This is a genomic window from Nostoc sp. CmiVER01 (genome assembly GCF_034531135.2).
Lineage (GTDB): Bacteria > Cyanobacteriota > Cyanobacteriia > Cyanobacteriales > Nostocaceae > Nostoc.
This window is the reverse complement of sequence record NZ_JAVRBU020000003.1, coordinates 78,646-103,921: the sequence shown is the minus strand read 5'-3', so window position 1 is coordinate 103,921 and position 25,276 is coordinate 78,646. Positions and strand designations below refer to the sequence as shown.

The 25,276-nt window shown below is 41.3% G+C and carries 19 protein-coding genes; 7 read left to right on the top strand and 12 right to left on the bottom strand.

The annotated features are described in order from the left end of the window. Window positions 1-295 precede the first annotated feature (295 nt). The 3 genes from metH (at window position 296) to rpmB (ending at window position 6,607) form a co-directional block, all read left to right on the top strand. Window positions 296-3,814, top strand: coding sequence for a methionine synthase (gene metH, locus RMZ43_RS05360; RefSeq protein WP_322655071.1), 3,519 nt, complete (start codon window positions 296-298; stop codon window positions 3,812-3,814). Window positions 3,815-4,203: 389 nt separating this feature from the next. Beyond that, a complete protein-coding gene (gene htpG / locus RMZ43_RS05355; RefSeq protein WP_322655070.1) occupies window positions 4,204-6,189 on the top strand; it encodes a molecular chaperone HtpG in 1,986 nt (661 codons plus the stop codon). 181 nt (window positions 6,190-6,370) lie between these two features. Then, on the top strand, window positions 6,371-6,607 hold the full coding sequence (gene rpmB / locus RMZ43_RS05350; RefSeq protein WP_109011633.1) for a 50S ribosomal protein L28: 237 nt from the start codon (window positions 6,371-6,373) through the stop codon (window positions 6,605-6,607). A gap of 128 nt (window positions 6,608-6,735) precedes the next feature. Here rpmB and RMZ43_RS05345 read toward each other — a convergent pair whose 3' ends face one another. From RMZ43_RS05345 to RMZ43_RS05335, 3 genes are all read right to left on the bottom strand, one after another. After that, window positions 6,736-7,383 (bottom strand): Uma2 family endonuclease, encoded by a 648-nt coding sequence (locus RMZ43_RS05345; protein WP_322655270.1) that lies wholly within the window; start codon window positions 7,381-7,383, stop codon window positions 6,736-6,738. A gap of 346 nt (window positions 7,384-7,729) precedes the next feature. After that, entirely contained in the window at window positions 7,730-9,238 is a 1,509-nt protein-coding gene (locus RMZ43_RS05340; protein ID WP_322655069.1) for a M16 family metallopeptidase, read from the bottom strand. A 72-nt stretch (window positions 9,239-9,310) separates the two neighbouring features. Next, window positions 9,311-10,966 carry a M16 family metallopeptidase gene (locus RMZ43_RS05335; RefSeq protein WP_322655068.1) on the bottom strand — a complete coding sequence of 552 codons (1,656 nt, stop codon included), beginning with the start codon at window positions 10,964-10,966 and terminating at the stop codon, window positions 9,311-9,313. Between the two features lie 149 nt (window positions 10,967-11,115). On the opposite strand from RMZ43_RS05335, the gene RMZ43_RS05330 reads away from it, so the two are divergent. After that, window positions 11,116-11,730, top strand: a complete 615-nt coding sequence (locus RMZ43_RS05330; protein WP_109011630.1) for a TetR/AcrR family transcriptional regulator — start codon at window positions 11,116-11,118, stop codon at window positions 11,728-11,730. A 114-nt stretch (window positions 11,731-11,844) separates the two neighbouring features. On the opposite strand, the gene RMZ43_RS05325 is transcribed toward RMZ43_RS05330, so the two are convergent. Together RMZ43_RS05325 and RMZ43_RS05320 are read right to left on the bottom strand one after the other, a co-directional pair. Beyond that, a complete protein-coding gene (locus RMZ43_RS05325; RefSeq protein WP_322655067.1) occupies window positions 11,845-12,291 on the bottom strand; it encodes a DUF4332 domain-containing protein in 447 nt (148 codons plus the stop codon). Between the two features lie 192 nt (window positions 12,292-12,483). After that, the gene (locus tag RMZ43_RS05320; RefSeq protein ID WP_322655066.1) at window positions 12,484-13,767 is read right to left on the bottom strand and encodes an ankyrin repeat domain-containing protein; all 1,284 of its coding nucleotides are present in this window, start codon (window positions 13,765-13,767) and stop codon (window positions 12,484-12,486) included. Between the two features lie 267 nt (window positions 13,768-14,034). Between RMZ43_RS05320 and RMZ43_RS05315 the strand changes: the two genes are divergently transcribed. Next, window positions 14,035-14,505 carry a DUF4079 domain-containing protein gene (locus RMZ43_RS05315; RefSeq protein WP_322655065.1) on the top strand — a complete coding sequence of 157 codons (471 nt, stop codon included), beginning with the start codon at window positions 14,035-14,037 and terminating at the stop codon, window positions 14,503-14,505. Between the two features lie 148 nt (window positions 14,506-14,653). Here the strand turns inward: RMZ43_RS05315 and RMZ43_RS05310 are convergent, their stop codons facing one another. After that, on the bottom strand, window positions 14,654-15,328 hold the full coding sequence (locus tag RMZ43_RS05310; protein ID WP_322655064.1) for a DUF1997 domain-containing protein: 675 nt from the start codon (window positions 15,326-15,328) through the stop codon (window positions 14,654-14,656). Window positions 15,329-15,506: 178 nt separating this feature from the next. Between RMZ43_RS05310 and RMZ43_RS05305 the strand changes: the two genes are divergently transcribed. Continuing rightward, window positions 15,507-16,163 (top strand): NAD(P)H-binding protein, encoded by a 657-nt coding sequence (locus tag RMZ43_RS05305; RefSeq protein WP_322646350.1) that lies wholly within the window; start codon window positions 15,507-15,509, stop codon window positions 16,161-16,163. A gap of 308 nt (window positions 16,164-16,471) precedes the next feature. Here the strand turns inward: RMZ43_RS05305 and RMZ43_RS05300 are convergent, their stop codons facing one another. Continuing rightward, window positions 16,472-18,448 carry an FG-GAP-like repeat-containing protein gene (locus RMZ43_RS05300; RefSeq protein ID WP_322655063.1) on the bottom strand — a complete coding sequence of 659 codons (1,977 nt, stop codon included), beginning with the start codon at window positions 18,446-18,448 and terminating at the stop codon, window positions 16,472-16,474. A 735-nt stretch (window positions 18,449-19,183) separates the two neighbouring features. Here RMZ43_RS05300 and RMZ43_RS05295 point away from each other — a divergent pair. Next, complete coding sequence (locus tag RMZ43_RS05295; protein ID WP_322655062.1) at window positions 19,184-19,840, top strand: glycoside hydrolase family 24 protein; 657 nt, start codon at window positions 19,184-19,186, stop codon at window positions 19,838-19,840. A 14-nt stretch (window positions 19,841-19,854) separates the two neighbouring features. Here the strand turns inward: RMZ43_RS05295 and menH are convergent, their stop codons facing one another. The 5 genes from menH to metG form a co-directional block, all read right to left on the bottom strand. After that, complete coding sequence (gene menH, locus RMZ43_RS05290; RefSeq protein ID WP_322655061.1) at window positions 19,855-20,670, bottom strand: 2-succinyl-6-hydroxy-2,4-cyclohexadiene-1-carboxylate synthase; 816 nt, start codon at window positions 20,668-20,670, stop codon at window positions 19,855-19,857. Window positions 20,671-20,884: 214 nt separating this feature from the next. Continuing rightward, entirely contained in the window at window positions 20,885-21,286 is a 402-nt protein-coding gene (locus tag RMZ43_RS05285; RefSeq protein WP_322655060.1) for a metal-sensing transcriptional repressor, read from the bottom strand. A 154-nt stretch (window positions 21,287-21,440) separates the two neighbouring features. Then, window positions 21,441-22,655, bottom strand: a complete 1,215-nt coding sequence (gene lptC / locus RMZ43_RS05280) for an LPS export ABC transporter periplasmic protein LptC (RefSeq protein WP_322655059.1) — start codon at window positions 22,653-22,655, stop codon at window positions 21,441-21,443. Continuing rightward, window positions 22,655-23,284, bottom strand: a complete 630-nt coding sequence (locus RMZ43_RS05275; protein WP_109011619.1) for an NYN domain-containing protein — start codon at window positions 23,282-23,284, stop codon at window positions 22,655-22,657. The genes lptC and RMZ43_RS05275 overlap by 1 nt, the downstream gene beginning before the upstream one ends. 166 nt (window positions 23,285-23,450) lie before the next feature. Then, a complete protein-coding gene (gene metG / locus RMZ43_RS05270) occupies window positions 23,451-25,055 on the bottom strand; it encodes a methionine--tRNA ligase (protein WP_322646357.1) in 1,605 nt (534 codons plus the stop codon). Between the last annotated feature and the right edge of the window lie 221 nt (window positions 25,056-25,276).

The following is a 25,276-nucleotide window of genomic DNA, read 5'->3' as shown; positions in this document are numbered from 1 at the left end:
TGTAGGTTCTGCCTACAAGTCACCAGGATAAGCCAGCAACACCTCATGTAGAAACGCGATTTATGGCGTCTAAAAAACTGACACGTTAGAGAGACACGATAAATCGCCGTCTCTACAAGGAATTGCAAATTCTGTTATCGCTAACCTTGATAAATCAGGTCGAAATGAGCGAATAGAGAGTTTCAGCAAAACAGACTTTATTAAAAGATGCCGAAAATATCACAATCTTGGAAAATAATAAAGTAAGTCGAGTATCACAAGACTCACTTGATTTCCTCATTTCTTCTAGGAAAATATGACTCATTCTTTCCTTGAACGCCTGCGTAGTCCAGATAGCCCAGTCCTCGTCTTCGACGGGGCGATGGGAACCAACTTACAAACCCAAAATCTGACTGCTGAAGACTTCGGTGGCCCACAGTATGAAGGTTGTAACGAATACTTAGTCCACACGAAACCGGAAGCTGTCGCTAAGGTTCACCGCGACTTTCTCGCTGCTGGTGCTGATGTCATTGAAACCGATACCTTTGGCAGTACGTCCCTGGTGCTGGCAGAATATGACTTGGCAGACCAAGCCTACTACCTCAGCAAGACAGCCGCAGAATTGGCCAAGCGTGTAGCGGCGGAATTTTCCACGCCAGAAAAACCCCGGTTTGTGGCAGGTTCCATCGGCCCGACAACGAAACTTCCAACCTTGGGACATATTGACTTTGACACCATGAAAGCTACTTTTGCTGAACAAGCAGAGGCGCTGTGGGATGGTGGTGTCGATTTATTTTTGGTGGAAACTTGCCAAGATGTGCTGCAAATTAAGGCGGCGCTGAATGCCATTGAAGAGGTGTTTGCCAAAAAAGGCGATCGCAGACCGTTGATGGTGTCTGTGACAATGGAAAGCATGGGCACAATGTTAGTTGGTTCAGAAATCAGTGCTGTGCTGACAATTTTGGAACCTTACCCAATTGACATTCTCGGTCTAAACTGCGCCACAGGCCCAGACTTGATGAAACCACATATCAAGTATTTGGCAGAACATTCACCTTTCATCGTTTCCTGTATTCCCAACGCGGGTTTACCTGAGAACGTCGGCGGTCAAGCGCACTACCGCTTGACACCGTTGGAATTACGGATGTCATTGATGCATTTTGTTGAAGATTTGGGTGTCCAAGTGATTGGGGGTTGCTGTGGGACGCGTCCAGAACACATTCAACAATTGGCAGAAGTTGCTAAAGGTCTGAAGCCAAAAGTTAGACATCCTAGCTTAGAACCAGCAGCAGCATCAATTTACACCACTCAGCCTTATGACCAAGATAATTCCTTCTTGATTGTTGGTGAACGTCTCAACGCCAGTGGTTCCAAGAAGTGCCGCGATTTACTAAATGCCGAAGATTGGGATGGACTCGTTTCAATGGCGAGGGCGCAAGTCAAAGAAGGCGCACACATCCTTGATGTCAACGTCGATTATGTGGGACGCGACGGCGTGCGCGATATGCACGAATTAGTTTCGCGCATTGTTAATAATGTCACATTGCCCTTAATGCTTGACTCCACCGAATGGGAAAAGATGGAGGCGGGTTTAAAGGTTGCTGGTGGTAAGTGTTTGCTGAATTCCACCAACTACGAAGATGGGGAACCGCGCTTTTTGAAGGTGCTGGATTTAGCGAAAAAATACGGTGCTGGTGTAGTTATTGGTACTATCGATGAAGATGGGATGGCGCGAACAGCAGAGAAAAAGTTTGCGATCGCCCAACGTGCATACCGTCAAGCTGTAGAATATGGCATACCACCCACAGAAATATTCTTTGATACCCTAGCGTTACCCATTTCCACCGGGATTGAAGAAGACCGAGAAAACGGCAAAGCCACCATTGAATCCATCCGGCGCATTCGTGAAGGATTGCCTGGATGCCATGTAATTTTGGGTGTTTCCAATATTTCCTTTGGTTTAACTCCCGCGTCGCGGATGGTGCTGAACTCAGTGTTTTTGCACGAAGCGACGACGGCGGGAATGGATGCAGCTATTGTCAGCGCTAACAAAATTTTACCGCTATCGAAGATTGATGCACGCCATCAAGAAATCTGTCGCCAGTTGATTTATGATGAGCGGAAGTTTGAAGGTAATGTTTGTGTTTACGATCCCTTGGGAGAGCTTACCACAGCGTTTGCCGGGGTAACAACTAAGCGCGATCGCTCCTTAGATGAAAGTCTCCCCATCCCAGAACGTCTCAAACGCCACATCATCGACGGCGAACGCATTGGCTTAGAAGAACATCTGAAAAAAGCCTTAGAAGAATATCCCCCCTTGGAGATTATCAACACCTTCTTGCTAGATGGCATGAAAGTTGTTGGAGAATTATTCGGTTCGGGACAAATGCAGCTACCCTTCGTCTTGCAATCTGCGGAAACCATGAAAGCGGCGGTGGCGTTTCTCGAACCGTTCATGGAAAAATCAGAATCAGGCAACAATGCCAAAGGAACCTTTATCATTGCCACAGTCAAAGGCGATGTCCACGACATTGGTAAAAACTTGGTGGATATTATCTTATCCAACAACGGCTACAAGGTGATTAACCTGGGAATTAAGCAGCCGGTGGAAAACATCATCAACGCTTACGAACAGCACAAAGCTGATTGTATTGCCATGAGTGGTTTGCTGGTAAAATCCACCGCTTTCATGAAAGAGAATTTGGAGGTATTCAACGAAAAGGGAATTAGTGTCCCTGTGATATTAGGTGGTGCGGCGCTGACTCCCAAGTTTGTCTACGAAGATTGCCAAAATACCTATAAAGGTAAAGTTGTTTATGGCAAAGATGCCTTTTCTGACTTGCACTTCATGGATAAATTAATGCCAGCAAAGGCTACTGGTAACTGGGAAGATTTGCAGGGATTTTTGACCGAAGTTGAAACTGCTGAAGTTTCGACAAATGGTCACAAAGAACCAAAAGCTACAACTGCTGAAGAAACATCTGCTGAACCAAAAGTAGTAGATACAAGACGTTCTGAAGCTGTGGCTGTAGATATTGAACGTCCCACACCGCCTTTCTGGGGAACGAAGTTATTGCAGCCTAGTGATATTCCCATCGAAGAAATATTCTGGTACTTGGATTTACAAGCTTTAGTTGCTGGACAATGGCAATTCCGCAAACCAAAGGAACAATCTAAGGAAGAATATCAGGCTTTCTTAACTGAGAAAGTCTACCCAATTTTAGAAACTTGGAAACAGCGAATTATTGAAGAAAATCTGTTGCATCCCCAAGTGATTTATGGGTATTTCCCTTGTCAAGCCGAGGGGAATTCTCTACATGTATGGAACCAATCACAGCAGGTTACAACTTTCGAGTTTCCCAGACAGAAGTCTTTAAGGCGGCTGTGCATAGCAGATTTCTTTGCACCAAAGGAATCGGGAATTATTGATGTCTTCCCCATGCAAGCGGTGACTGTAGGGGAGATTGCCACAGAGTTTGCCCAAAAACTGTTTGCTGATAATCAGTACACTGATTATCTGTATTTCCACGGTATGGCTGTGCAGATGGCAGAGGCTGTGGCTGAGTGGACACACGCCAGAATTCGCCGCGAGTTAGGTTTTAGTGCTGAGGAACCCGACAATATTCGGGATATATTGGCACAACGCTATCGTGGCTCACGGTATAGTTTTGGGTATCCAGCTTGCCCGAATATCCAAGACCAATACAAGCAACTAGAGTTATTGCAGACTGACAGGATTAACTTGTATATGGATGAAAGTGAACAACTTTATCCAGAACAGTCTACTACTGCGATTATTGCTTACCACCCGTTAGCAAAATACTTTAGCGCGTAGAATCTGACTCGTTAGTACCTCAGCCTCCCGATAAATTGGGGGGCTTAATTCAATTTTTAAACGCAGAGGGGCGCAGGGGAAAGCGCAGAGGGACACAGAGGTTTACTCAATTTATTCGCTACTAATTAATGAAATATGTATTTAGACGGCAGTCTCAACTAAACTGATAGACTTGCGTTGAAAATCAGAAGTCGGAAGTAGGGAAATCCGAATCAGAAAATGGGGGCAAACAACGCTCAAAAAAGGTGCGATCGCCTAAGCTATGCTTTTAAAATCCTAATTGGTATCATGCCTTTCTTTGTTCTCCGGGTTTATCCTGGGAAACAGAGGGTTAGGCTGTATTAACCACTATCATCATTTCAGATACTAACATCGAAGAATTACCAATTATGCTAGAACAAGGCACTATCAGTATTCATACTGAGAATATTTTCCCGATCATTAAAAAATCGCTTTACTCAGATCATCAAATCTTCTTGCGGGAACTCGTATCCAACGCTGTAGACGCTATCCAAAAGCTGAAAATGGTATCCCGCGCCGGAGACTACGCTGGAGATATCGGTGAACCAGAAATTGAAATTGCCATTGACAAAGATAAGAAAACCCTATCCATCTCCGATAACGGTATCGGGATGACCGCAGATGAAGTTAAGAAATATATCAATCAAGTTGCCTTTTCTAGTGCTGAAGAATTTATTCATAAGTATGAAGGCAAATCAGATCAACCGATAATTGGCCACTTCGGTCTTGGTTTTTACTCTTCCTTCATGGTGGCGCAAAAGGTAGAGATTGATACATTATCCTATCAAGAAGGAGCGCAGGCGGTTCACTGGACTTGCGATGGTTCCCCAGCTTTCACTCTAGAAGAATCGCCCCGGACAACTCGCGGCACTACTATTACTCTTAGCCTGCAAGGAGAAGAGGAGGAATTTCTAGAGACTGCACGAATTAAGAATCTTGTCAAGACTTACTGTGATTTCTTGCCAGTACCAATTAAACTTGATGGCGAAGTATTAAATAAGCAAAAAGCACCGTGGCGAGAGTCTCCAAGTAACCTGAGTCAAGAAGATTATTTAGAGTTTTATCGCTACTTGTATCCTTTTCAAGAAGAACCTCTGTTGTGGGTACATTTAAATACAGACTATCCGTTTATCATCAACGGGATTCTATATTTCCCCAAAATGAGGCCCGATGTAGATGTTACAAAAGGGCAAATCAAGCTATTTTGCAATCAAGTTTTTGTTAGCGACAACTGCGAAGAAATTATCCCGCAATTTTTGATGCCAATGCGGGGTGTGATTGATAGTACTGATATTCCCCTGAACGTATCGCGTAGTGCCTTGCAAGGCGATCGCACCGTGAAGCGAATTGGTGATTATATTGCCAAAAAAGTAGGCGATCGCCTCAAAGAACTTTTCCGCGACAACCGCGAACAATACATTAGCGCCTGGAAGGATCTTGGTACTTTCGTAAAATTCGGCGTTCTCAACGACGAGAAATTCAAAAAACAAATTGAAGATATTATCGTCTTCCGCACCACCGCCAAGCTGACAGAAAAAGTTGCTGCTGAAACTCCAGTGGTTGAAGTCCAGTCTTCAGACGGCGATGCTTGGCAAGATGTGACTCCTTCACCTAGTTCTGACTCAGTACCTAGCGCTCCTTACACCACACTCAAAGAGTATTTAGAACGTAACAAAGAACGTAACGAGAACCGGGTTTTCTACAGCACTGATGAAGCAACCCAAGCAACATACATAGAACTGCACAAAAATCAAGGATTGGAAGTCCTATTTATGGACTCCTTCATCGACACCCACTTTATCAACTTCCTAGAGCGGGAATATAAGGATGTCAAATTTACACGGGTGGACTCTGACTTAGATAATACCCTGTTGGAACAAGACAAAGCTACGGAAATTGTTGATCCGAAGACGAATAAAACTCGGAGTGAGACAATCAAAGAGTTATTTGAAAAATCTCTCAACAAACCCAAACTCAACATCCGTACCGAAGCTTTGAAATCAGACGATCCTCATGGTACACCACCTACGATCGTTCTTCTACCAGAGATTCTCCGCCGGATGCGGGAAATGAACGCCATGATGCAGCAGCAGTCAGTAGAATTTCCCGAAGATCACGTTTTGCTAGTAAATACTGCTCATCCGTTGATTCAAAATCTGGCAAATCTTAACCAAGGTAGTATTATTCAAGGTGACGGTCAATCGCCTACAGATCAGTTAGTGAACTTGATTTGTCAACACGTCTACGATTTAGCCCTCATGTCTCAGAAAGGATTTGACGCTGAGGGAATGAAATCTTTCGTCGAGCGATCGAATGAGGTACTCACCAAGCTAACAGAACAAGCGAGTAAATAGTTATGAGTGCTGAGTGGGAAGTTAAGAGTTAGGAGTTAGAAGTTATTTCTCCCCTGCTTCCTCTGCTTCCCCTGCTCCCTCTGCTCCCCCTGCTCCCCCTGCTACCTCATCTCCCCACTTCTGTTGCCTAAGACCTAAAATGGAAAGGCTGTATTAAAATAACAATCTGGAGATACTTGCTATGTCGCGTCGCTGTGAACTAACTGGTAAGAAGGCAAATAACGCCTTTGCTGTTTCCCACTCCCACCGCCGTACTAAACGCCTTCAGCACGCTAATCTGCAAAGCAAGCGTGTTTGGTGGGAAGCCGGAAATCGTTGGGTGAAGTTAAAGCTGTCTACCAAAGCAATCAAAACCCTACAGATTAATGGGTTAGAAGCAATGGCAAAAGAAGCTGGAATTAACTTAAATCATTACTAATTGACGCTCCCACGGCTTCAAGCCGTGGGATTCTTGGTTCACCGAACCGACTTGTCTGAACGTTACCAGATCAAAATAGAGGTCGAAGTTAGGCATATATCTACCTAAAATTAATTACGAATTACGAATTATTGCTGTTGTATCTGCTTTTTTACCCAAAGACGAAAAGCCTTGAGCGTTGCATTTCTGCCTGCTGTTGTACTTTGCTCAAGATATTTGGGAATCGTTTCAATTAATGGGAATATAGGAAAATTTAGGCTTTGCTGAGACTCTACATAATGCCCGTCTTGCAGAACATTAATTTGGAGCTTTCCTTTATCAAAACGCCAAAGCTCAGGTACTTTTAAAGCTTCATAGATATTAGGATGAGTGCGAGAAGTAATATCAATTTCTAGAGCTAAATCTGGAGGTGGATCTACTGTTAAATCTAGTTGCTTCTTGCTGCGAATCTTGGATTCATTTTTGATATAGAGACACTGGTCAGGTTCTATACCTTGAGCCATTACTTGATTTTTGAAAGTCGTAGAACCAAGACATCTAAACTCAATATCTAATTCTTCCAAAAGAGCTTTGACTAAATCGCTAATAATTTCTTTGTGATATTCATGTTCTGGCAGTGGTGCCATAATCTCTAGTATTCCCCTGTCATAAGCAATTCGTGCAGCACGATGCTCTCCTAAATCCTCTAAAATTGCTTCCAATTCCTGCCAGGTTACATCTCTCAGTAGCACTCTTTGTCCTGGTGGAACATGGATGCGCTTTAATTCCAACAACATCATTTCCACTCCCAGTAGCTCCAACCTAAATTTAGCTTACTTCAGTTAATGCAAAAATTGTTTGCTGCAATTTTCCGATGCTTGGATTCGCAGCAGTTTGTCGTCAGATATCGCCTGCTTAAAAAGCCCTTTTTTGAAGTGTATGGGGCGATCGCGTCCTAAAAAAGCGTAATTAAAAAAAAACCTCTGGAAACTCCAGAGGCTTTGGTTCCTGATTTAGTTTCTACTGGTTACTACAATTTGTCCTCACTCATTTCCCGATAATCAAGGAAATTATCACAAGTACTTATAACATCACGCTGATTACCAGGAAATCTAGAGGAGGATACCTTGCTAATAGCGCAAATTAATTCTTTACCTGTGGCTGCGAACCAGGAATCGTTACATCTATTGGTGTCACCTTTGCTGCTAGCTGCGTCAATGGCGGTTGAATAGCGGTTTGATTCCCCACCACTAGAGTCACGATCTTTTCTGGTTTAAGGTATTCTCGTGCTACTCGTTGCACATCAGCAGCTGTGGTGGCGGCGACGGCTTTTTGATAGCGAAAGAGAAAATCAGCAGGATAACCGTAATATTCGTATCGCATCAACCGTGATAAGGTTTGTGCAGGGTCTTGAAAGTTAAATACAAAGGAGTTGAGTGTAGACTCTTTGGCAAAAGCTAGTTCTTTTGCTGTAACTCTTTGAGTTTGGATGCGCTTGATTTCATCTTGTAAGGCTTTGACAAACTGGATAGTAGCATCCGATCGCGTTTCTCCACCAGCAATAAACATGCCAGGATAGTCGAAACGAGGACTCCACTCGCCATAAACAGAGTAAGCTAAACCTTGACGCGATCGCACTTCATTAAATAAGCGTCCGCCAAATCCATTTAACACTCCATTCAATACATCCAGCGCCGGATAATCAGGATTGTCAAACTGTCCACCTAAATGGCCGATAAGCACACTACTTTGCGTTAATTGTGGCTGATTGACAAAAAAGACTCCACCTGTGTTAACTGGCGAAACATTAGGTAATTTGGGTTTAGCAATACCTGGGTTACGGTTCCAATCGCCAAAATTAGCTTGAATGAGCGATCGCATTTTCTTGGAATCAAAATCTCCCACAATCCCCAAAATCATATTATTGGGGTGGAAATATTGCTGATAAAACTTGAGCAAATCCTCACGCTCAATTTGATCCACTGTTGCATACTCTATCGTGCGAGCATAAGGACTATCTTTCCCATAGATCAATTTCTTAAATTCTCGACTAGCAATACTATCTGGATTGTCATTACGACGAGCAATGCCACCCTTAGCTTGTGTCTTAGCCAAGTCTAGCTTTTCTTGAGCAAATACTGGCGATCGCAGCACCTCGGCAAACAGCCCAAACACTGTTTCTAAATCTTCACTGAGTGCGTCAAAGTTAGCATTACCAGAAGCTTCGCCAATACTAGCTTCCACTGATGCCGCGCGTTGTTCCAACATCTCGTTGAGTTCATCACCTGAATGCTTCTTAGTTCCTCCAGTTCGCATCACCGCACCTGTAAAACCAGCTAAACCAACTTTCTGTTGTGGTTCCAAGCGATTTCCTGTTCGCACAAACGCCGTTCCATTCACCAATGGCAATTCGTGATCTTCCATTAAATAGACAACCAAGCCGTTTTGAAGAACAAACCGCTCATACTTGGGTATTTTAATTTCAGGTAGCGGTGGTAACTGCAACTCTGTATAATGCTTTGCCTCAGCCGTCGCCGCCAGAGAAAAATTACAAGTTAAAAGTAAACATGCAAATACACCAATCAAAGCATAAATAAGCCCCTTTCCATTTTTAATTTTGAATTTTTTACCCTTCACCATGTACTTCTGCATATCTCTCTGCCTTTGCGCCCTTCGCGCCCTTTGCGGTAGCCTACGGCAAGCCGCTTTGCGTCTACGTTTCTCTTATTTTTCTTTCGACAACAACTTTCCAATCGTGCGATTTTTCGGCGTAAACGTCTCCTTCGCCACTCGCACAATATCAGCCGTTGTTACTGCCGAAATATCATCCAGCTGCTTAAATAAATTCCGCCAAGAGCCAGTTTTCACCTCATATTCCAACAATTGTTGAGCCATCCCCATATTTGAATCGAGGGTACGTAACAAACCCGCCCGTGCTTGGGTTTTCACTCGTTCCAAATCAACCGTTGCTACAGGCTCAGTTTTTAATTTGTCGATTTCTTGGCGCAAAGCCACCGCCAGCTCATCAACTGTATGACCAGGAGCCGTGAGAGCATAGAATAACATCAGATTTGGGTACTTATCTCCAGGAAAACCGCTAAAACCTTGGGCATTTAGCGCCAAACGCTGCTTTTCTACCAAAGACTTATACAACCGCGACGTGCGTCCATCACTTAATAAACTGCCAATGATTTCATAGACTGCATTATCTGGATGGGTAATTGCCGGACGATGATAACCTTCTAAATACCAGGGTTGAGAAGGTAGCTGCAAAGTAACTTCTCGTGTTTGTTGTTGTGACGGTTCCACCGGGATTTCTTCAACAGCTTTGGTTTTTGCCGGATAGCGACCAAAATAAGTTTGCGCCAGTTTTTTTACTTCAGCCGGGTTAATATCTCCGACAATGGCAATGGTTAAATTACTTGGTACGTAGTGAGTATCAAAAAACTTTTGCACATCGTCAGGTGTCAGATTGCGGATATCTTCGTCATAACCAATCACTGGACGCCTGTATGGATGAACTTTGTAAGCAGTATCAATAAATTTCTCCACCATTAATCCAATGGGTGAATTTTCCACCCGCATCCGTCGCTCCTCTAAAATTACATCTTTCTCTTTATAAAACTCACGACGAATTACAGGATCGAGAAATCGTTCCGATTCCAGCGACATCCAAAGTTCCAATTTATTAGCAGGAAAGCTGTACAAATAACGAGTAGCTTCAGTTGAAGTATTGGCATTTAAACCCACGCCTCCCGCTTGTTCGACAATTTGCCCCAATTCGTTTTGCTTAACAAGCTTGGCTGCTTGCGCTTCCACTCGCTTAAATTCAGCTTCTAACCGAGCAACTTCATCTTTTTTGCCATCGGCTTTTGCTGTTTTAATTTGGCCATCTAGTCGTTCTAAGGTTTCTAATAGAGGTTTTTCTGCCTTGTAGTCTTCTGTACCAATGCGCGTTGTCCCTTTAAACGCCAAATGTTCCAGAAAGTGAGCTACACCAGTTTTGCCATCTGGCTCATCCACACCACCGACATTGGCATAAGTAATAAAAGACACTACAGGCGCTTGATGTCGTTCCAAAACAATGAATTTTAGACCATTATCGAGGCGAAACTCCGTTAACTCCTTGATAACTCGATTCAGATAAGGTTGGATCGAAGTTTGAACTGGTGGAGTTTGAGTTTTTGTAGGTTGCAACAATCTTTGGGGAGAGGGTGCGGTCTGAGTTTGAGCCAGAGCAATTTCTGGCAGCAATCCCCACCATAGGATAATCAAAGTCAACAAAGCGACAAACAACCGCCGCAATATGACAGATACTTTATCTGACCAACCCAAAATCCCCAATCTAAAATCTAAAATTGACCGAATGATCTGGTTCATAAGCAAAAATTAAGATAAAGTTACACTACCTAAAAAACTAGGTACTTAGCAAAAAAACGTTAATCTTGTATTAAGCTTGTTAGGCTTTTTTACTTGACGTTAGACAATAATGCTACAAATCGTGTTCCGCAAATTTCACCAAAACTGTTATGCGAGTTTTTAATTCTTCCCCACCCTCAGAAGCTCAGACGCGCACCCGGATTTTGCAGGCAGCACAACGGTTGTTCGCCGCTCAGGGATTTGACGGTACTACCACCCGTGATTTAGCACAGGCGGCAGGTGTAGCTGAAGGGACTCTATTTCGTCATTTTGCCAATAAAAAGGCAATTTTGGTGGAAGTAGCAACGAGTGGATGGGTGGAGATTCTCACAGATTTGCTGACAGAATTAAGTGAAATGGGCAGCTATAAAGCCGTAGCTCAGGTGATGCGTCGCCGGATGTGGAACTTCCAAAAAAATGCCGATTTAATGCGCGTTTGTTTTATGGAGGTGCAGTTTCACCCCGACTTGCGCGATCGCATTCAATTAGAAGTCATTACCAAAATGTCTGATGTAGGCGAAGCATTTTTTCAAACAGCGATGGATAAAGGCATTTATCGCAAAATGGACGCCAAGCTGGTAGCCAAAGTTTTTTTAGGAATGTTTGCGATCGCAGGTTTTTCCAACAACACCCTCATGGAACCTGATGCCTCCCCTCAACAAATGCAGGAAATGGCAGAAGGACTTGCTGATATCTTCCTTAATGGTGTTTTAGCCAAAGATTAGGGAGTAGTGAGTAGGGAGTGGGGAGTAGGGAATAAATAAGTAAGACACTTCTTCAATAATTCTTTCTTGTCCCCTTGTCCCCTTGTCCCCTTGTCCCCTTGTCTTCCCTGCCTCCTACTCCCCATTCCCCACTATTTTCGCTTGCTGACTCCATTGTTGTACTAATTCAATCGCTGGACACAAATCTCGTCGCTGCATTGTTGCTACCTGCAAGCGCATAATTTGTTGGTGCAATCTGTGACTAGGAGTCTGAGCCAACTGTGTAACTGAAGCAATACCTGCATGGAGCAATAAACCACAATATTGTATACCTACACTGGGAATACGCGCTAAGTCAGCTAAAGCCATCCATTTATTTACATACTGAAGATGAATCTGTAGTTTATTTGCTAATGCTAGTCTTTTCTCTAGAGTTTTCCCTTGTTTGATTAGTGCTACTGTGCTGGGAATTCCACAATCGTGCAGTTGAGATTGTTCCTCGTGGCTTAGTCCAGGTAATTCCTCAATTGGCCAGTCACGAGATTGGATACGATTTTGATTATTTGTATTTTTAGCAGACATTTTTGAAATTAAAATATAGGCTTATTTAGATATTGTGACAGGAACAAGACGCGATCGCCTCGCATCGCCTCTGACGTTAAAATGGGCGTAAAATCTCTCCGAATTTGCTTGTCTACGGTGATTGCAGCAAGTTTATGACCCTGATTCCAAAAAGCACAGCCTAGTAAACAAAAGATTTTAGATGGCTATTAGCTATTCTTGCGCCCCACCTTTTTGCAGGCTCCGCACAACATTTTTATAACCATTAAATTCTGCAATCATTAAAGCAGTATAACCACCCCGGTTTTTCAAATTCACATCTGCCCCAGCTTGCAGTAACAACTGCACAATTTCGCCGTAACCTGCTGAAGCAGCCCACATCAATGCTGTTGCTTTCGCTGAGTCTTGAAAATTCACATCTGCTCCCTTTGCCAGCAACAAGTGTATTATCTCCGTGTGCTTGCGTTCGGTTGCCTTGATCAAAGCAGTTTTACCATCATCGTCCGCAGTGTTGGCATCAGCACCATACTCTAGCAGCACTTTCACTGTTTGAGTGTGTCCCTGTGATGCAGCCAGTGTCAAAGGTACTTCACCAAGGTTTTTCTCAGTAATATTTGCCCCGGAATGCAACAATGCTTCAACGATATGGCTGTGTCCTTGCAATGCTGCTACAAGCAGTGGCGTATCACCAAGGTGGTTCCTAATTTGGACATCTGCACCCCTGTTAAGTAACACTTGCACAACATCAATGTAGCCTTCCACAACGGCAAGGTGTAGGGCTGTTTCACCATCTTGGTCTTGGAGATTAATTTGGGCACCTCGATTTAGTAAAGCTGCTGCGATCGCACTGTGTCCAGCGGCCGCTGCTGCCGATAGGGCAGTTCCACCATCGGCGTTTCTCACATTCACATCAGCCCCGGCTGCTAGCAATGCTTCCACAACCTCCAAATGTCCCAAATCTGCTGCTAATGTTAAAAGTGTCTCACCTTCCTCATCTCGGATATTGACATCAACACCAGTTTGGAGAATTGCTTGTAAAACTTCTATTTGTCCCTGCTTAATGGCGAGTTTTAAGGCAGTATCATCATCTTTATCTGCGATATCCACCTTTGCACCAGCAGCCAATAAAACTCGCACTACATCGACATGACCTTTAACTACAGCTGCCATTAAAGCTGTGCTGTCATCTTCATTAGTGGCATTGACATCAGCACCTTTAGATAGTAAAAGCTGCAAAATGTCAAGTTGTTTGGCATTAGCCGCCAACATCAAAGCCGTCAAACCATAGAGTTTTCTGGGCAAGTTGATATTTGCCCCAGCATCTAATAGCGATCGCACAATTTCGGTATAACCTAAATTAGCAGCAAACATTAACGCCGTCGTGCCTTGGCGATCGCACGCGTCCACCCTCGCGCCAGCAGCCAGTAGCGCACTCAGACCCTTAATATCGCCGCTTTTAGCAGCTTTTAGCAGCAAAGTATCGTTATTTTCAGTCATAGATGAGATCCCACACAGGGGGTTTTGTTCGTCTACCCTCAAAATTTAGTCTGAGATTGTTTATCCACTTTGGCAAGAGGTTTATGCAATTCAAAATTTACTCATTCTAAATTCAAATTCAATAAAAGCAGTCTTGGCAAACATTCTGACTATTGGGTTGATAAAAATTATTCTCTTTCTTAGTCTCTTTTAATTTGTGCAACCTTAAGCACAGAAAATAGAATTATGCTAATTTTTATGAAGATTTTATAATTAGGCGAGAACACGATGAGTCTGGAACTTTCCGCGTCGGTGAAATATTGGCTGAATTTCCTTCATCCGGTGCTAATGTGGGCGCTATTAGTAGTTTCAATTTATGCAGCCTACTTAGGGTTGCAAGTACAGCGTACCAGAAATGCTCAGGGGGAAGAAAAGAAAGAACTGATTAAAGGTAAATATAACGTCAGACACTACCAAATCGGATCTATACTCCTAGCTTTGATGGTGGTAGGTGCAATTGGAGGGATGGGTGTCACCTACATCAATAATGGCAAATTATTTGTCGCGCCTCACCTGCTAGCAGGACTGGGTATGACGGGTATGATTGCATTTTCTGCTGCTTTGTCGCCTTATATGCAAAAAGGGGCAAATTGGGCACGAGCAACTCATATTCTGGTGAATTTTACTCTTTTGGGGCTTTTTGCTTGGCAGGCTGTCACCGGCGTGCAAATTGTCCAAAGAATTCTCACTAAAGCTTAGTCCTTGTCATTTGTCCTCTCTTACAAAGTCTGAGTGGAGGAAACCTCCGCTCAACGCCAGTTCGCCCAAGTCGGGAAACCCGCCCAAGCGACTGGCTCGACTTTGCGATTTGTTATTTGTGTATGAGCAATGACAAAGGACTATTGACTCAGTGCTTTTGTTTAGAATTAGCAGGAAAGGGTATTTCTAAAGATTTCTGAAAATCTTGCTGAACTTTGCGGGTTAAACGACGGGAGACTTGGCGGACAATTTGGTTAAGTAAGCGATCGCCTGTAGATTGAATTATAGACTTGGGTAATCGCTGAATAAACCTGGGAAAGTGCAAATCAACTATTAAATCTAATTCCCATTCAACTCTGGTAATTTCACCAATACTACTGGAATTATTATTTTCTATTAACTGTAGAGATGCCCGATAGTCTACGTCATAACCAGGCGGTTGGTAGTCAGGAATAGGAATTGTACGGATGCGGTAAATACCCTCGTCTGGAGGCAACAATTCCAAACCAATTTTAGGTTCTACATCATAACTAAAAGCACCAAAACGACCAATTACTAAAGCGTAGCCATTTTCCCCAAGTGATTGCACCTTCATCGGTTCAGCACAACGCGAAAACCATGAGGCATGATTATTAAGATACTGGGCAACCTTCTCTGCTGGGGCAGGCATTTCCATAAAATCTTGATAACGGCCGTAAAATTTTGTGACCGTCGCTACATTTGCTTCTGTTAATGTGTCCTCGGCTGCTTCATGGCTGGAGGTTACAGGTAAAACTGCTTCTGTTATTTCCCAAGATTTATATTCGCTTTGTCTTGAAAGCATAAATGCATTAATGTATATTTAAACGTTCGTCTATATTAATAATTCCCCACGTACCTGGGTCATTTCACACTAATATCTCATTTTTACCAAAACCTCATTAATCTACCATCAAGTCCATAGAATTACTAAAATAAAGAACTAAACAAGCACACAATAGTTTCCCAGGATAGCATTTCTCATGAAAGCATTTGTAGCAGGGGCAACAGGTGAAACAGGTCGCCGGATTGTGCAAGAGTTGATAGCGCGGAATATTCCCGTCCGTGCTTTAGTGCGAGATATAGAAAAAGCTAGGGGTATTCTCTCTCCTGAGGCTGAATTAGTGGTAGGCGACGTATTACAACCAGAAAGTTTAACTGCTGCGTTGGGAGATAGCACAGTTTTGTTGGTTGCTACTGGGGCAAAACCTAGTTTTGACCCCACTGGCCCCTATAAAGTAGATTTTGAAGGGACTAAAAATTTAGTAGAAGCTGCTAAAGCAAAAGGAATTGAGCATTTTGTCTTAGTTTCTTCTTTGTGTACTTCGCAGTTATTCCATCCACTTAACTTGTTTTGGCTGATTTTAGTATGGAAAAAGCAAGCTGAAGAGTATATTCAGAAAAGTGGTCTTACCTATACGATTGTGCGACCTGGTGGATTGAAGAATGAAGATAACTCCGACGCGATCGTGATGCAGAGTGGTGATACACTGTTTGACGGTAGTATACCCAGGCAAAAAGTCGCCCAAGTTGCTGTTGAGGCGCTGTTTGAAGCAGATGCACGCAATAAAATTGTCGAGATTGTTGCCAAACCGGAAGCAGCCTCAAAAAGCTTTAAGGAGTTATTTCAACAGTGCTGATATTATACAAGATTCTATTCTTCAAAGTTATCAGCTCACATCTTCATTAGAAGCTATTCCTGTGCCTACGCACTTTGTCAAGTAGCTTGCTTCATCTAAATTGACCGCCCCTTGATTCAACTCTAAGGCTTCATTCCATCCCACAGGTAAAAGGGTTTAGCATTGCTAAACCCCTACACTGATTAACGATAGACGAGCGATCGCTCTCTCATTCACAATAAAAAGCGATTTGCCTTCTTATTTCCTTTATCTTCACAAAGAGCGATCGCTTGACAAATAACTAGCAAGTAATTATAGAGCAATTGTTGCTAAACAATTCGGGCTTTTGCTTTGTTAACGTAGTTGATAAATCGATCCCATCCGTTAAGTCCCCCGTTGACCCCTCGACGTACAGCCTGCCAATCTTCTAGGTTAGCTGCTGCTGAAATACCTCTATTTACAAAGTAAAGAGCTAGAATGCGTGCAGCAATTTTAGCATCGAGAGCTAATTCAGGATGATTAACCAGGTCGACTCCTAGACGATCTCCGTAGGTCTTATAATTACTCCGACCAGTTAACTGAATAAATCCCCGACCGTGATATTTTGCGCCATCACCAGAGTAAATATTGCCTAAGTCTTTACGTCCTTCATACATTCGGGTGAAGTACGCATTATTACCATACTCATTAATAGGTTCAAAAGAACCGACTTCTGTAGCGACAGTGGCAATTGCGGCAATAACAGTGTTTTTGTTATAGATATTAAACTCTTTCAAAGCGTCCAAAATTCCTGATAGATAGGTTTGGACATTCTGTTTATACCCTCCAATAATATCTGTCACAATTTCAGTTGAGATACTAAGTGTGCCAGGTTGTATATTTTCACTTTTTCCATCTGTTGCTAAAGAAACAAACACGGAACTAGCACCAAAACCAACAATATCAGCTTTCTTATCCCCATTTATATCAGCTAACATTCGAGGATAATCATTATTGTTAGTCCAACCTCCATTGTTTTGCGTAAATCCCGCTTCTGCTGGAGATGAACTAATTGCGTTTTGGAATGTGCCATTTCCATTACTCAGAGAAACAAACACCGAACTAGCACCAAGACCAACAATATCAGCCTTACCATCCCCATTCACATCAGATAACATTCGGGGATAATCATTATTGTTAGTCCAACCACCATTGTTTTTAGTAAACCCTGGAGATGAACTAATTGCATTTTGGAATGTGCCATTTCCATTACTCAGAGAAACAAACACCGAACTAGCACCAAGACCAACAATATCAGCCTTACCATCCCCATTCACATCAGCTAACATTCGAGGATAATCATTATTGTTAGTCCAACCACCATTGTTTTTAGTAAACCCTGCTCCGACTGGAGATGAACTAATTGCGTTTTGGAATGTGCCATTTCCATTACTCAGAGAAACAAACACCGAACTAGCACCAAAAGCAACAATATCAGCTTTGCCATCCCCATTTACATCAGCTAACATTCGGGGATAATCATTATTGTTAGTCCAACCACCATTGTTTTTAGTAAACCCTGCTCCGACTGGAGATGAACTAATTGCGTTTTGGAATGTATTTTGTTCGATAAAAGTTTCTTGTCCATCAACAGTAATAAATTTTCCATCATTTTCACTTTTTAATGATGATAATTCTTTATTACTGATAGATTGACCTTGCACTAACCGTGAGAAAATATCTCCTTCATCTCCTGGGGAATCTTGCACATTAATTTGAGTATCTATATAATGCCCAAACTCTTCTAATAATACCCCTTTAATTTCGTCTACATTATTAAAATTACTAGCTACAAACTCCTGAGATAAATAAATGATGTTATTTTGATGTGCATAGGCTGCATTAAAAGTTTGACCTAATACTAAAACAACATTAGGCGCTTCAGAAAAGTCATGTTTTGCTAAATTATTAAGCAAATTATCAGCGACAAAATGATTATAATTCCCACCAAAGGATACCCCCATTATCTGATTAATCTGAGGATTTTGTACCAATCCTGTTAGGGTGTCTTTAGTGGCATCAATTGCCTGATTCACTGTAAAAACAATATTGAGAATACTCCCAGGAGTGTAAATCAATGCTTGGGTTGGGTTATTTTGATTTTGCCATGTGTTGCTCAGTGTCTCGCTTGCTAACCCTAAAAGTCTATGTGAATTGAATCCTGTCCAATCCGTTTGCAAAGGATTTACCGAATTATTACCTAAACAATTTGAGGCATTATCCAATGACAAAGAGGAATCGAGGTGAAATTCAGAACTTTCAAACATACTTAAACTGGCTCCAAATATTACAAACTAAAAACCATTTTCTAAGGACTTAATCAACGAAGATACGTAAGAAAAAGCTTCTAATTATAAAAAAATGCTACATGGAAATACTTTTCCATGATTCTTTAAAAGAAATAGCATTGTAAAAAGCTGTTTCTTCCTAATTAGCTGAGGAAAAATTATTCAGTCAATACTTATCAGAATGAGAATATCGATAGTTAGTAATGCAAATTAAACTAGTCATGAAATTTTAATTTTTAAACTTTATTCAACAAGCTTGTAAAATTAAATTTGCATGACTAATTACTAAATACATCATGACTTTTTGTGCTTCAGCGTGACTATGGCGTGATTACCTAAATTCTAATGAATTTATGTTGAAGCATTTATGGCTCATAGTTTTGGAAGTACAACTCGAAAATTGCACGATTTGAGTTAGGAAGCGATTTCTTACCAAAAGTAGGATGCTACAAGAAGCGATTGAGCTTATACTTAATCGGTATTGTTGGGAGTATCTTGATTGTTATACTTATTTATACTGATTTTTCTTAATTCTTAAAAAAATGAGTAAATCGGGAATGATAACTAACAATCAGGTGTGAACTTTACTGGAATAAGTTCGTCGATGATTTTTGTTAGCAAAGAGAACAAATTTGAAGGAGTCGGATTCTGAAAGGCTTTGAATTCAAAGGTGTTGAAAAACTTATTGGGCCAATAGCCGCGCTTCTCGGCTTTGTGTATTTGTTGCAATGGTATATTGGAGACTTGCGATCGCCATCTGATCCCATTTTTGCAGTTCAACAACCGCCTTTGGTGATGAAAAAGGGCGACCCCTATATCCGCGCTTTAATGCGAACCATCTCGGCGAGTGAGGCAAGTGGTAATCGTCCCTATTCGCTATTATATGGTGGGCAGCAAGTCAACGACCTTAGCCGACATCCTGAGATATGCGTCACAATTGTCACAGGCCCCAACATAGGTAATTGTTCTACTGCTGCTGGCAGATATCAAATTATTAACGTTACTTGGTATCGTTTAGCCCCCCGTTATCATCCAAAACCGATGCAGATGATGTTTTGGACTGCTTATAGTTTTGAAGCAGAATATCAAGATATAGTAGTTTACCGTTGGTTAAATGATTCTAAAGTTTGGGGAGCCGATCTTTCTCAACTGTTACGTCAGGGAAAGTTACATGATGTTTTGCGGCGGCTTTCTCCCACCTGGACAAGTCTAGGATATGGTATAGAAACTAATTCTGTTAGTAGCTCTTTGCCTAAACTTTATCAGAAAATGCTGCAAGAGGAATTGACCGCAGCTAATCAACCAACAGCCCCGATAACACCATCGCCAACTCCTTCTAGCAAGGCAGTAAAGAAGTTACCAAAGCAGTGAGGTTATGCTAATTTTTAAGCTGCATAGAAAAAATCTTTGATATTTTCCACAAATGTCAAGGTATTTTCAAAATGAATATTATGTCCAGCATTACTAATTATTTTTAGTTGGGCAAATTCACATATTTGAACCATTTCTGTATTAATAGATATAAATTTTTTATCATATTCGCCTACTAGTAAAAGCAGGGGAATTTTATTCTCTTGTAGCTTTTCCCACAAAGAAGGTTGGCATCCAGTTCCCATAAAGCGCAATGATTTATCTAATTCATGCGGATCATTCTGTAACCGACTTTCTATCATGCGATTGTATTCTGGATGATTTTTTATATAACCAAAAATTGGTTGATTGTACCAATTTGAAAGAAAAGCAGCAAAATCAGTTTGAATAATACTTCTGCTTAATTTTATAGCTATTTGAGTATCACGTCTAACTCGTTCTAATCGTTCTGCTTCTGTGGCTAAACCCGGAGAAGCTGATTCTAATACAACTTTAATAAAACGTTCTGGAAAATGTAGAGTTAAATATAAAGCCAACCTTCCACCCATTGAATAACCAATTAAGTAACATTTATCTATTTTTAATTCATCTAATAAATTGATGATTACTTGAGCAGTGGGTTGTATTGTATAGTATTCATCACTTCCTAAAACTTGGGTTTTACCATGTCCGGGTAAATCAAGGGTGAGATAAGAAAAATGTTCAGCTAGTACTTTTATAGCTTCATCAAATTCATTAAAATTTCCCATGAAGCCATGTAATAAAAGAATTAGAGGTTTGTTTATATTGACATTTAAATAATAGTTAAATTTATATTTTTTTAAAGTCATTTTTAAAGGAGATATTTAAAGTATGAGTTAATATAAGCATCGCCTTTTCAATCTTTGGCAAGATTAGGTAATGCCAAAACATCCCTTTTCTAATACACGTAAGAGACTTGTGTTCATTTTGGCATATAATAATCCTCTGCCCGAGTCAATACACCAAGTCTCGCGTCTCTACAAAATGCTTTGTCGTACTAATTAATTTTTATTTTTCTAATTCTTAAGGTAAAAATCGATCTAAAGCAGCTTTTAACTGTTTAATTTCAACGTCAATATTACCCTCTTGTGCGGCTCTAGCAATACACTCAGTTAAATGTTCATCCAAAACAATTCGCGCTACTTTATCTAATGCGCCTCGCACTGCGGCAATTTGCAGTAGAACATCAGGACAAGGGCTATTTTGCTGCACCATTGTTTTAATACCACGAACATGTCCTTCTATCCGCGATAATCGATTAGCAATTCGCCGTAATGACTCTTCGCTATGGATGTGAGGATGAGCCGACTCTCCAGCCTCATGAGTATGATCTGTATGCTCGTGATCTGTATCATGATGGTGGGAATGTTCTACTTGTTGGGATATTGGCAAAGATTCCTTGCTTAATCGGTTTGATCCATTCATGGGTTATTAGAAAATTTGTAGTACTAAAATCCTAGCCTAGTGTTTGTAGGGAGTGGAGAGTGGGGAATGGGGCATCGGGCATCGGGCATTGGGCATTGATTATTCGCTTTGTCTCCCTCATCCTTACTATTCCCTACTGTCTTCTCCCCTAACTCTACTGCTGACGATTGGCTCTTTCTTGGGGAATGATTTCTGTTACTACCCTACCGCTAGAACTACCGCCTTTAACAACAATATTTTCTGTTTGCAGATTACCAATGGCTGTTTCACCTGTAAAATTTAACCGTGGGTCAATTTGTCGATAAACTACATTTCCCTGAGCTTCAACTAACTTATTATCTAAATACCAAGTTAATGTATTAGATTTCAAAGACTGGCGACGCTGACCAATGGCGTTGACGTTACCTGTTAAATAAACTGTTTTTTGTGGTATTTTCATTTCACCTTGATTGGCAGTGACGGTAAGATTATCGGCACGTTGGAACATCCGCACAGGGGAATTTGTAGTAACAGTTTCTGCGTTCATGTTCCAGGTCATAGAGTTACTAGTTATTTGCATGGGTGGGTCTAGTAAATCTAATTGAGCATTTTGTTGAATAGTGGCAATTTTCGTTTTTAAGTTGACTTCGGCAGAATTTCCTTTGCCGCGATCGCTAATTTTATTATCTTTGTAACGGTCAATTTGTAAAGGGCGATCGCCAATCAATTTTTCATCTTTAATATTCCAGATTAAATGCTCAGTTCTTAGTTGTAACTGGGGATCTATAGAATTTGCTACTACCCTACCAGAAAATTCCATGCGCTGTTCGCGGGTTTTGACTCGCGCTTCCTGTGCCACAGCTTGTAGTTGTTTATGACTACCGTTAATCTGGTTACGGACAATCAACAAATCTTCTTTGGGACGCCATTCTAATTCATTACCTTGCAATACAATGCCATTCTTAGGATCTATGGCAAATATCTTACCTTTAAGAAATAACTGCTTTCCATTTTGTTCAATATCTGCAACATCTGCCTTGATTTGGTAAACTACTTTGCCATCTTGATATAGTTCACCATAAGGACTTTCAGCTTGACCAATTTGTTTTTCTTTAGTGTATTGTGCTTGTTTAGCCCTGACTTTCCAAATCGGTCGTCCTACTTCATCTGCTTGTTCTAAGGTGACATCAAAGAAAGTCAAATTGCTATCTTTATTATTAGATGAAGCCGTAGTATTTTGTTGAGAAGCTGTGGGAGATTTCCCCCCACAGCTCACTAAACTAAATATTAAGAAAAAAATTAAAGAGAAAAGAAAGAAGGGAGGAGTAGAGGAGAAATTTTTAATTTTTCTCTCGCCCTGTCTCCCCCTTTGATGAAATTGATACGCCATTATTCTTGGATTTCTAGATGTCCATCACTAGTTCTGGGGTCTTCCAAAAAACCGATCCCAGATAAAGGGCGGTATGGATAGCTTTGGCGAGGGGTTTTTTGAATATCTTCTTTGATGGCTTCTAAATCAATGTAGCGATCGCTTACATTAATTAAGCTGTCGCTAGTCATCGAACGCAAGCTCACCACTTCTACCCGCACGCCGCGATAGCTGACTGAATTTACCGCATAAGCCAAATCCCCATCACCGCTAACTAAAACTGCGGTATCATAAGAATCTACTAGCGCCATCATATCGACGGCTATTTCTACATCCAGGTTAGCTTTTTTAGAACCATCTGGTAGCTGGACTAAATCTTTAGCAATGACTCGGTAGCCATTGCGACGCATCCACAGCAAAAACCCCTGTTGCTTCTCGTTTGTCCGGTCTACACCAGTGTAGAAAAAAGACCGTAGTAGTCTAGAACCTCCAGTTAATCGATACAACAGCTTCGTGTAATCGATTTCAATCCCTAGTTGCAGTGCAGCGTAAAATAGATTTGAGCCATCAATAAATATAGCGACCCTACCCCGATTCTCCAAAACCTGTTCTGGCGTAAATATTGAATCGGTTTCAAAATTATTCAACATCATTGTGATACCTCAATTATTATCCCTGTTATTTTTGATACAAATTACCAACTTTTAGATGCTAGTCACAGCGGCTTATGATAATGCTCCGGGACTAATTTAAGTTCAGCCCCGATAAATTTTTTGAGAAAATAAGAAATTGAACAAAATCAGACTTTGATAAGGATTAATCGTTTTTTGGGGGTTCTATTCGCTTAAAAATCGGTTGGGCTGTACCCAACTGTTGTTTACTAGATAGTATCCCCCATGTTGCATGGGTGGCAAAAGGAGCGGTGATTGAACTTTGTATTTGATCGTTAAAGTTTATTCCAAAGCCCAGCTGCTGATAAATATTGCTACTGATGTTCGGAATAATTGGGGATAGCAGATAAGCTGCTAGTCTAACCGATTCTAGAACTGCGTATAGAACTTTTTCCACCGACTCCTGCTGTCCCTGTTTATATAATGACCAAGGAGCCTGTTCATCAATAAACTTATTACTGGCTTGCACCAATGAAAGGATGGCCTCGCAGGCTTCACTGAAAGCTAGCTCTTGATATGCTTGTTTTACATTCTCCCCTAGACGTAAACCAATTGTTTTCAATGGATTTTCGTCAGAAATTCCTTCATTGCCGATTGATGGGACATTATTCTGGGCACAGTATTTCTTCACCATGTTCAAGGTGCGATTGAGCAAATTACCTAAATCATTTGCCAAATCTGCATTCAGAACATTAATGAACCTTACTTCATTAAAATCTCCATCTTTGCCAAATTCGATTTCCTTAAGGAAGTAATAACGAACGGCATCACTACCATACCGCTGAACTAACGCTATAGGATCAAGGGTATTACCCAGACTTTTGCCCATCTTTTGACCATCTTTAGTCAAAAAGCCATGCCCAAATACCTGATCTGGCAAGGGTAAGTCAGCTGACAACAGCATTGCTGGCCAGTAAACTGCATGGAAGCGCAGAATATCTTTACCAATTAGGTGCAAGTTAATCGGCCACCATGTTTCTAAGGCATTTGCTAAAGTTGGTTCTGCATCTGGTTTTAGTAATGCTGTTACATAACCTAACAGCGCGTCAAACCAGACATAGAGGGTGTGCTTGGGATCAACAGGTACGGGAAAACCCCAATCTAGATTTACCCGCGAAATGGAAAAGTCTTGCAGACCTTGATTTACAAAGTTGAGAACTTCATTGCGCCGACTTTCTGGTTGAATAAAATCCGGTCTAGATTGGTAAAATTCTGTTAGCTTAGTTTGATATTTTGATAAGCGGAAAAAATAGTTTTGCTCGTCTCGCCACTCCACTTCTTTATTAGTATGAATCGAGCAACGGTGTCCTTCTAGCAAATCCCGTTCTTCTTTAAATTCTTCGCAGGATACGCAGTACCAGCCTTTTTGTTGCCCCTGGTAAATATCACCAGATTTCCAGACTCGATTAAAGAATTCTTTGACGATCGCTTCATGACGAGATGCAGTAGTCCGACTAAAGCGATCGTATTGAATATCCAGTATTTGCCACAAATTAACGAAGCTAGGGACAATTTCATCGCAAAACTCTTGTGGTGCTTTGCCTAAAGTTTCTGCCGATCGCTGAATTTTTTGTCCGTGTTCATCTGTACCTGTAATTAGTAATACCTGATGCCCCAAGAGCCTATGAAATCGCGCCACTACATCTGCTGCGATCGTTGTATAAGCACTGCCTATATGGGGCACATCGTTTACATAATATAGTGGTGTTGTTAGTGCAAATGTCTTTTCTTTTTTTTTCACTAGATTCATGCAAAATAAAAATTAACTTATAAAACGTTTTACTTTTATTGGAAAAACCAAGTAATTATACAATATTATTTCTATTTTTTCCAATAATACCTCAATTTTAGCAAACTTTTCAGATCAAAAATTGTTTTGTAATATGCATCAATTCAACTCATTTTTGCCTACAACAGTAAATCATTCTCATAATTTTTTTGTATACTTTCTATTAGAAAATATTGTGATCA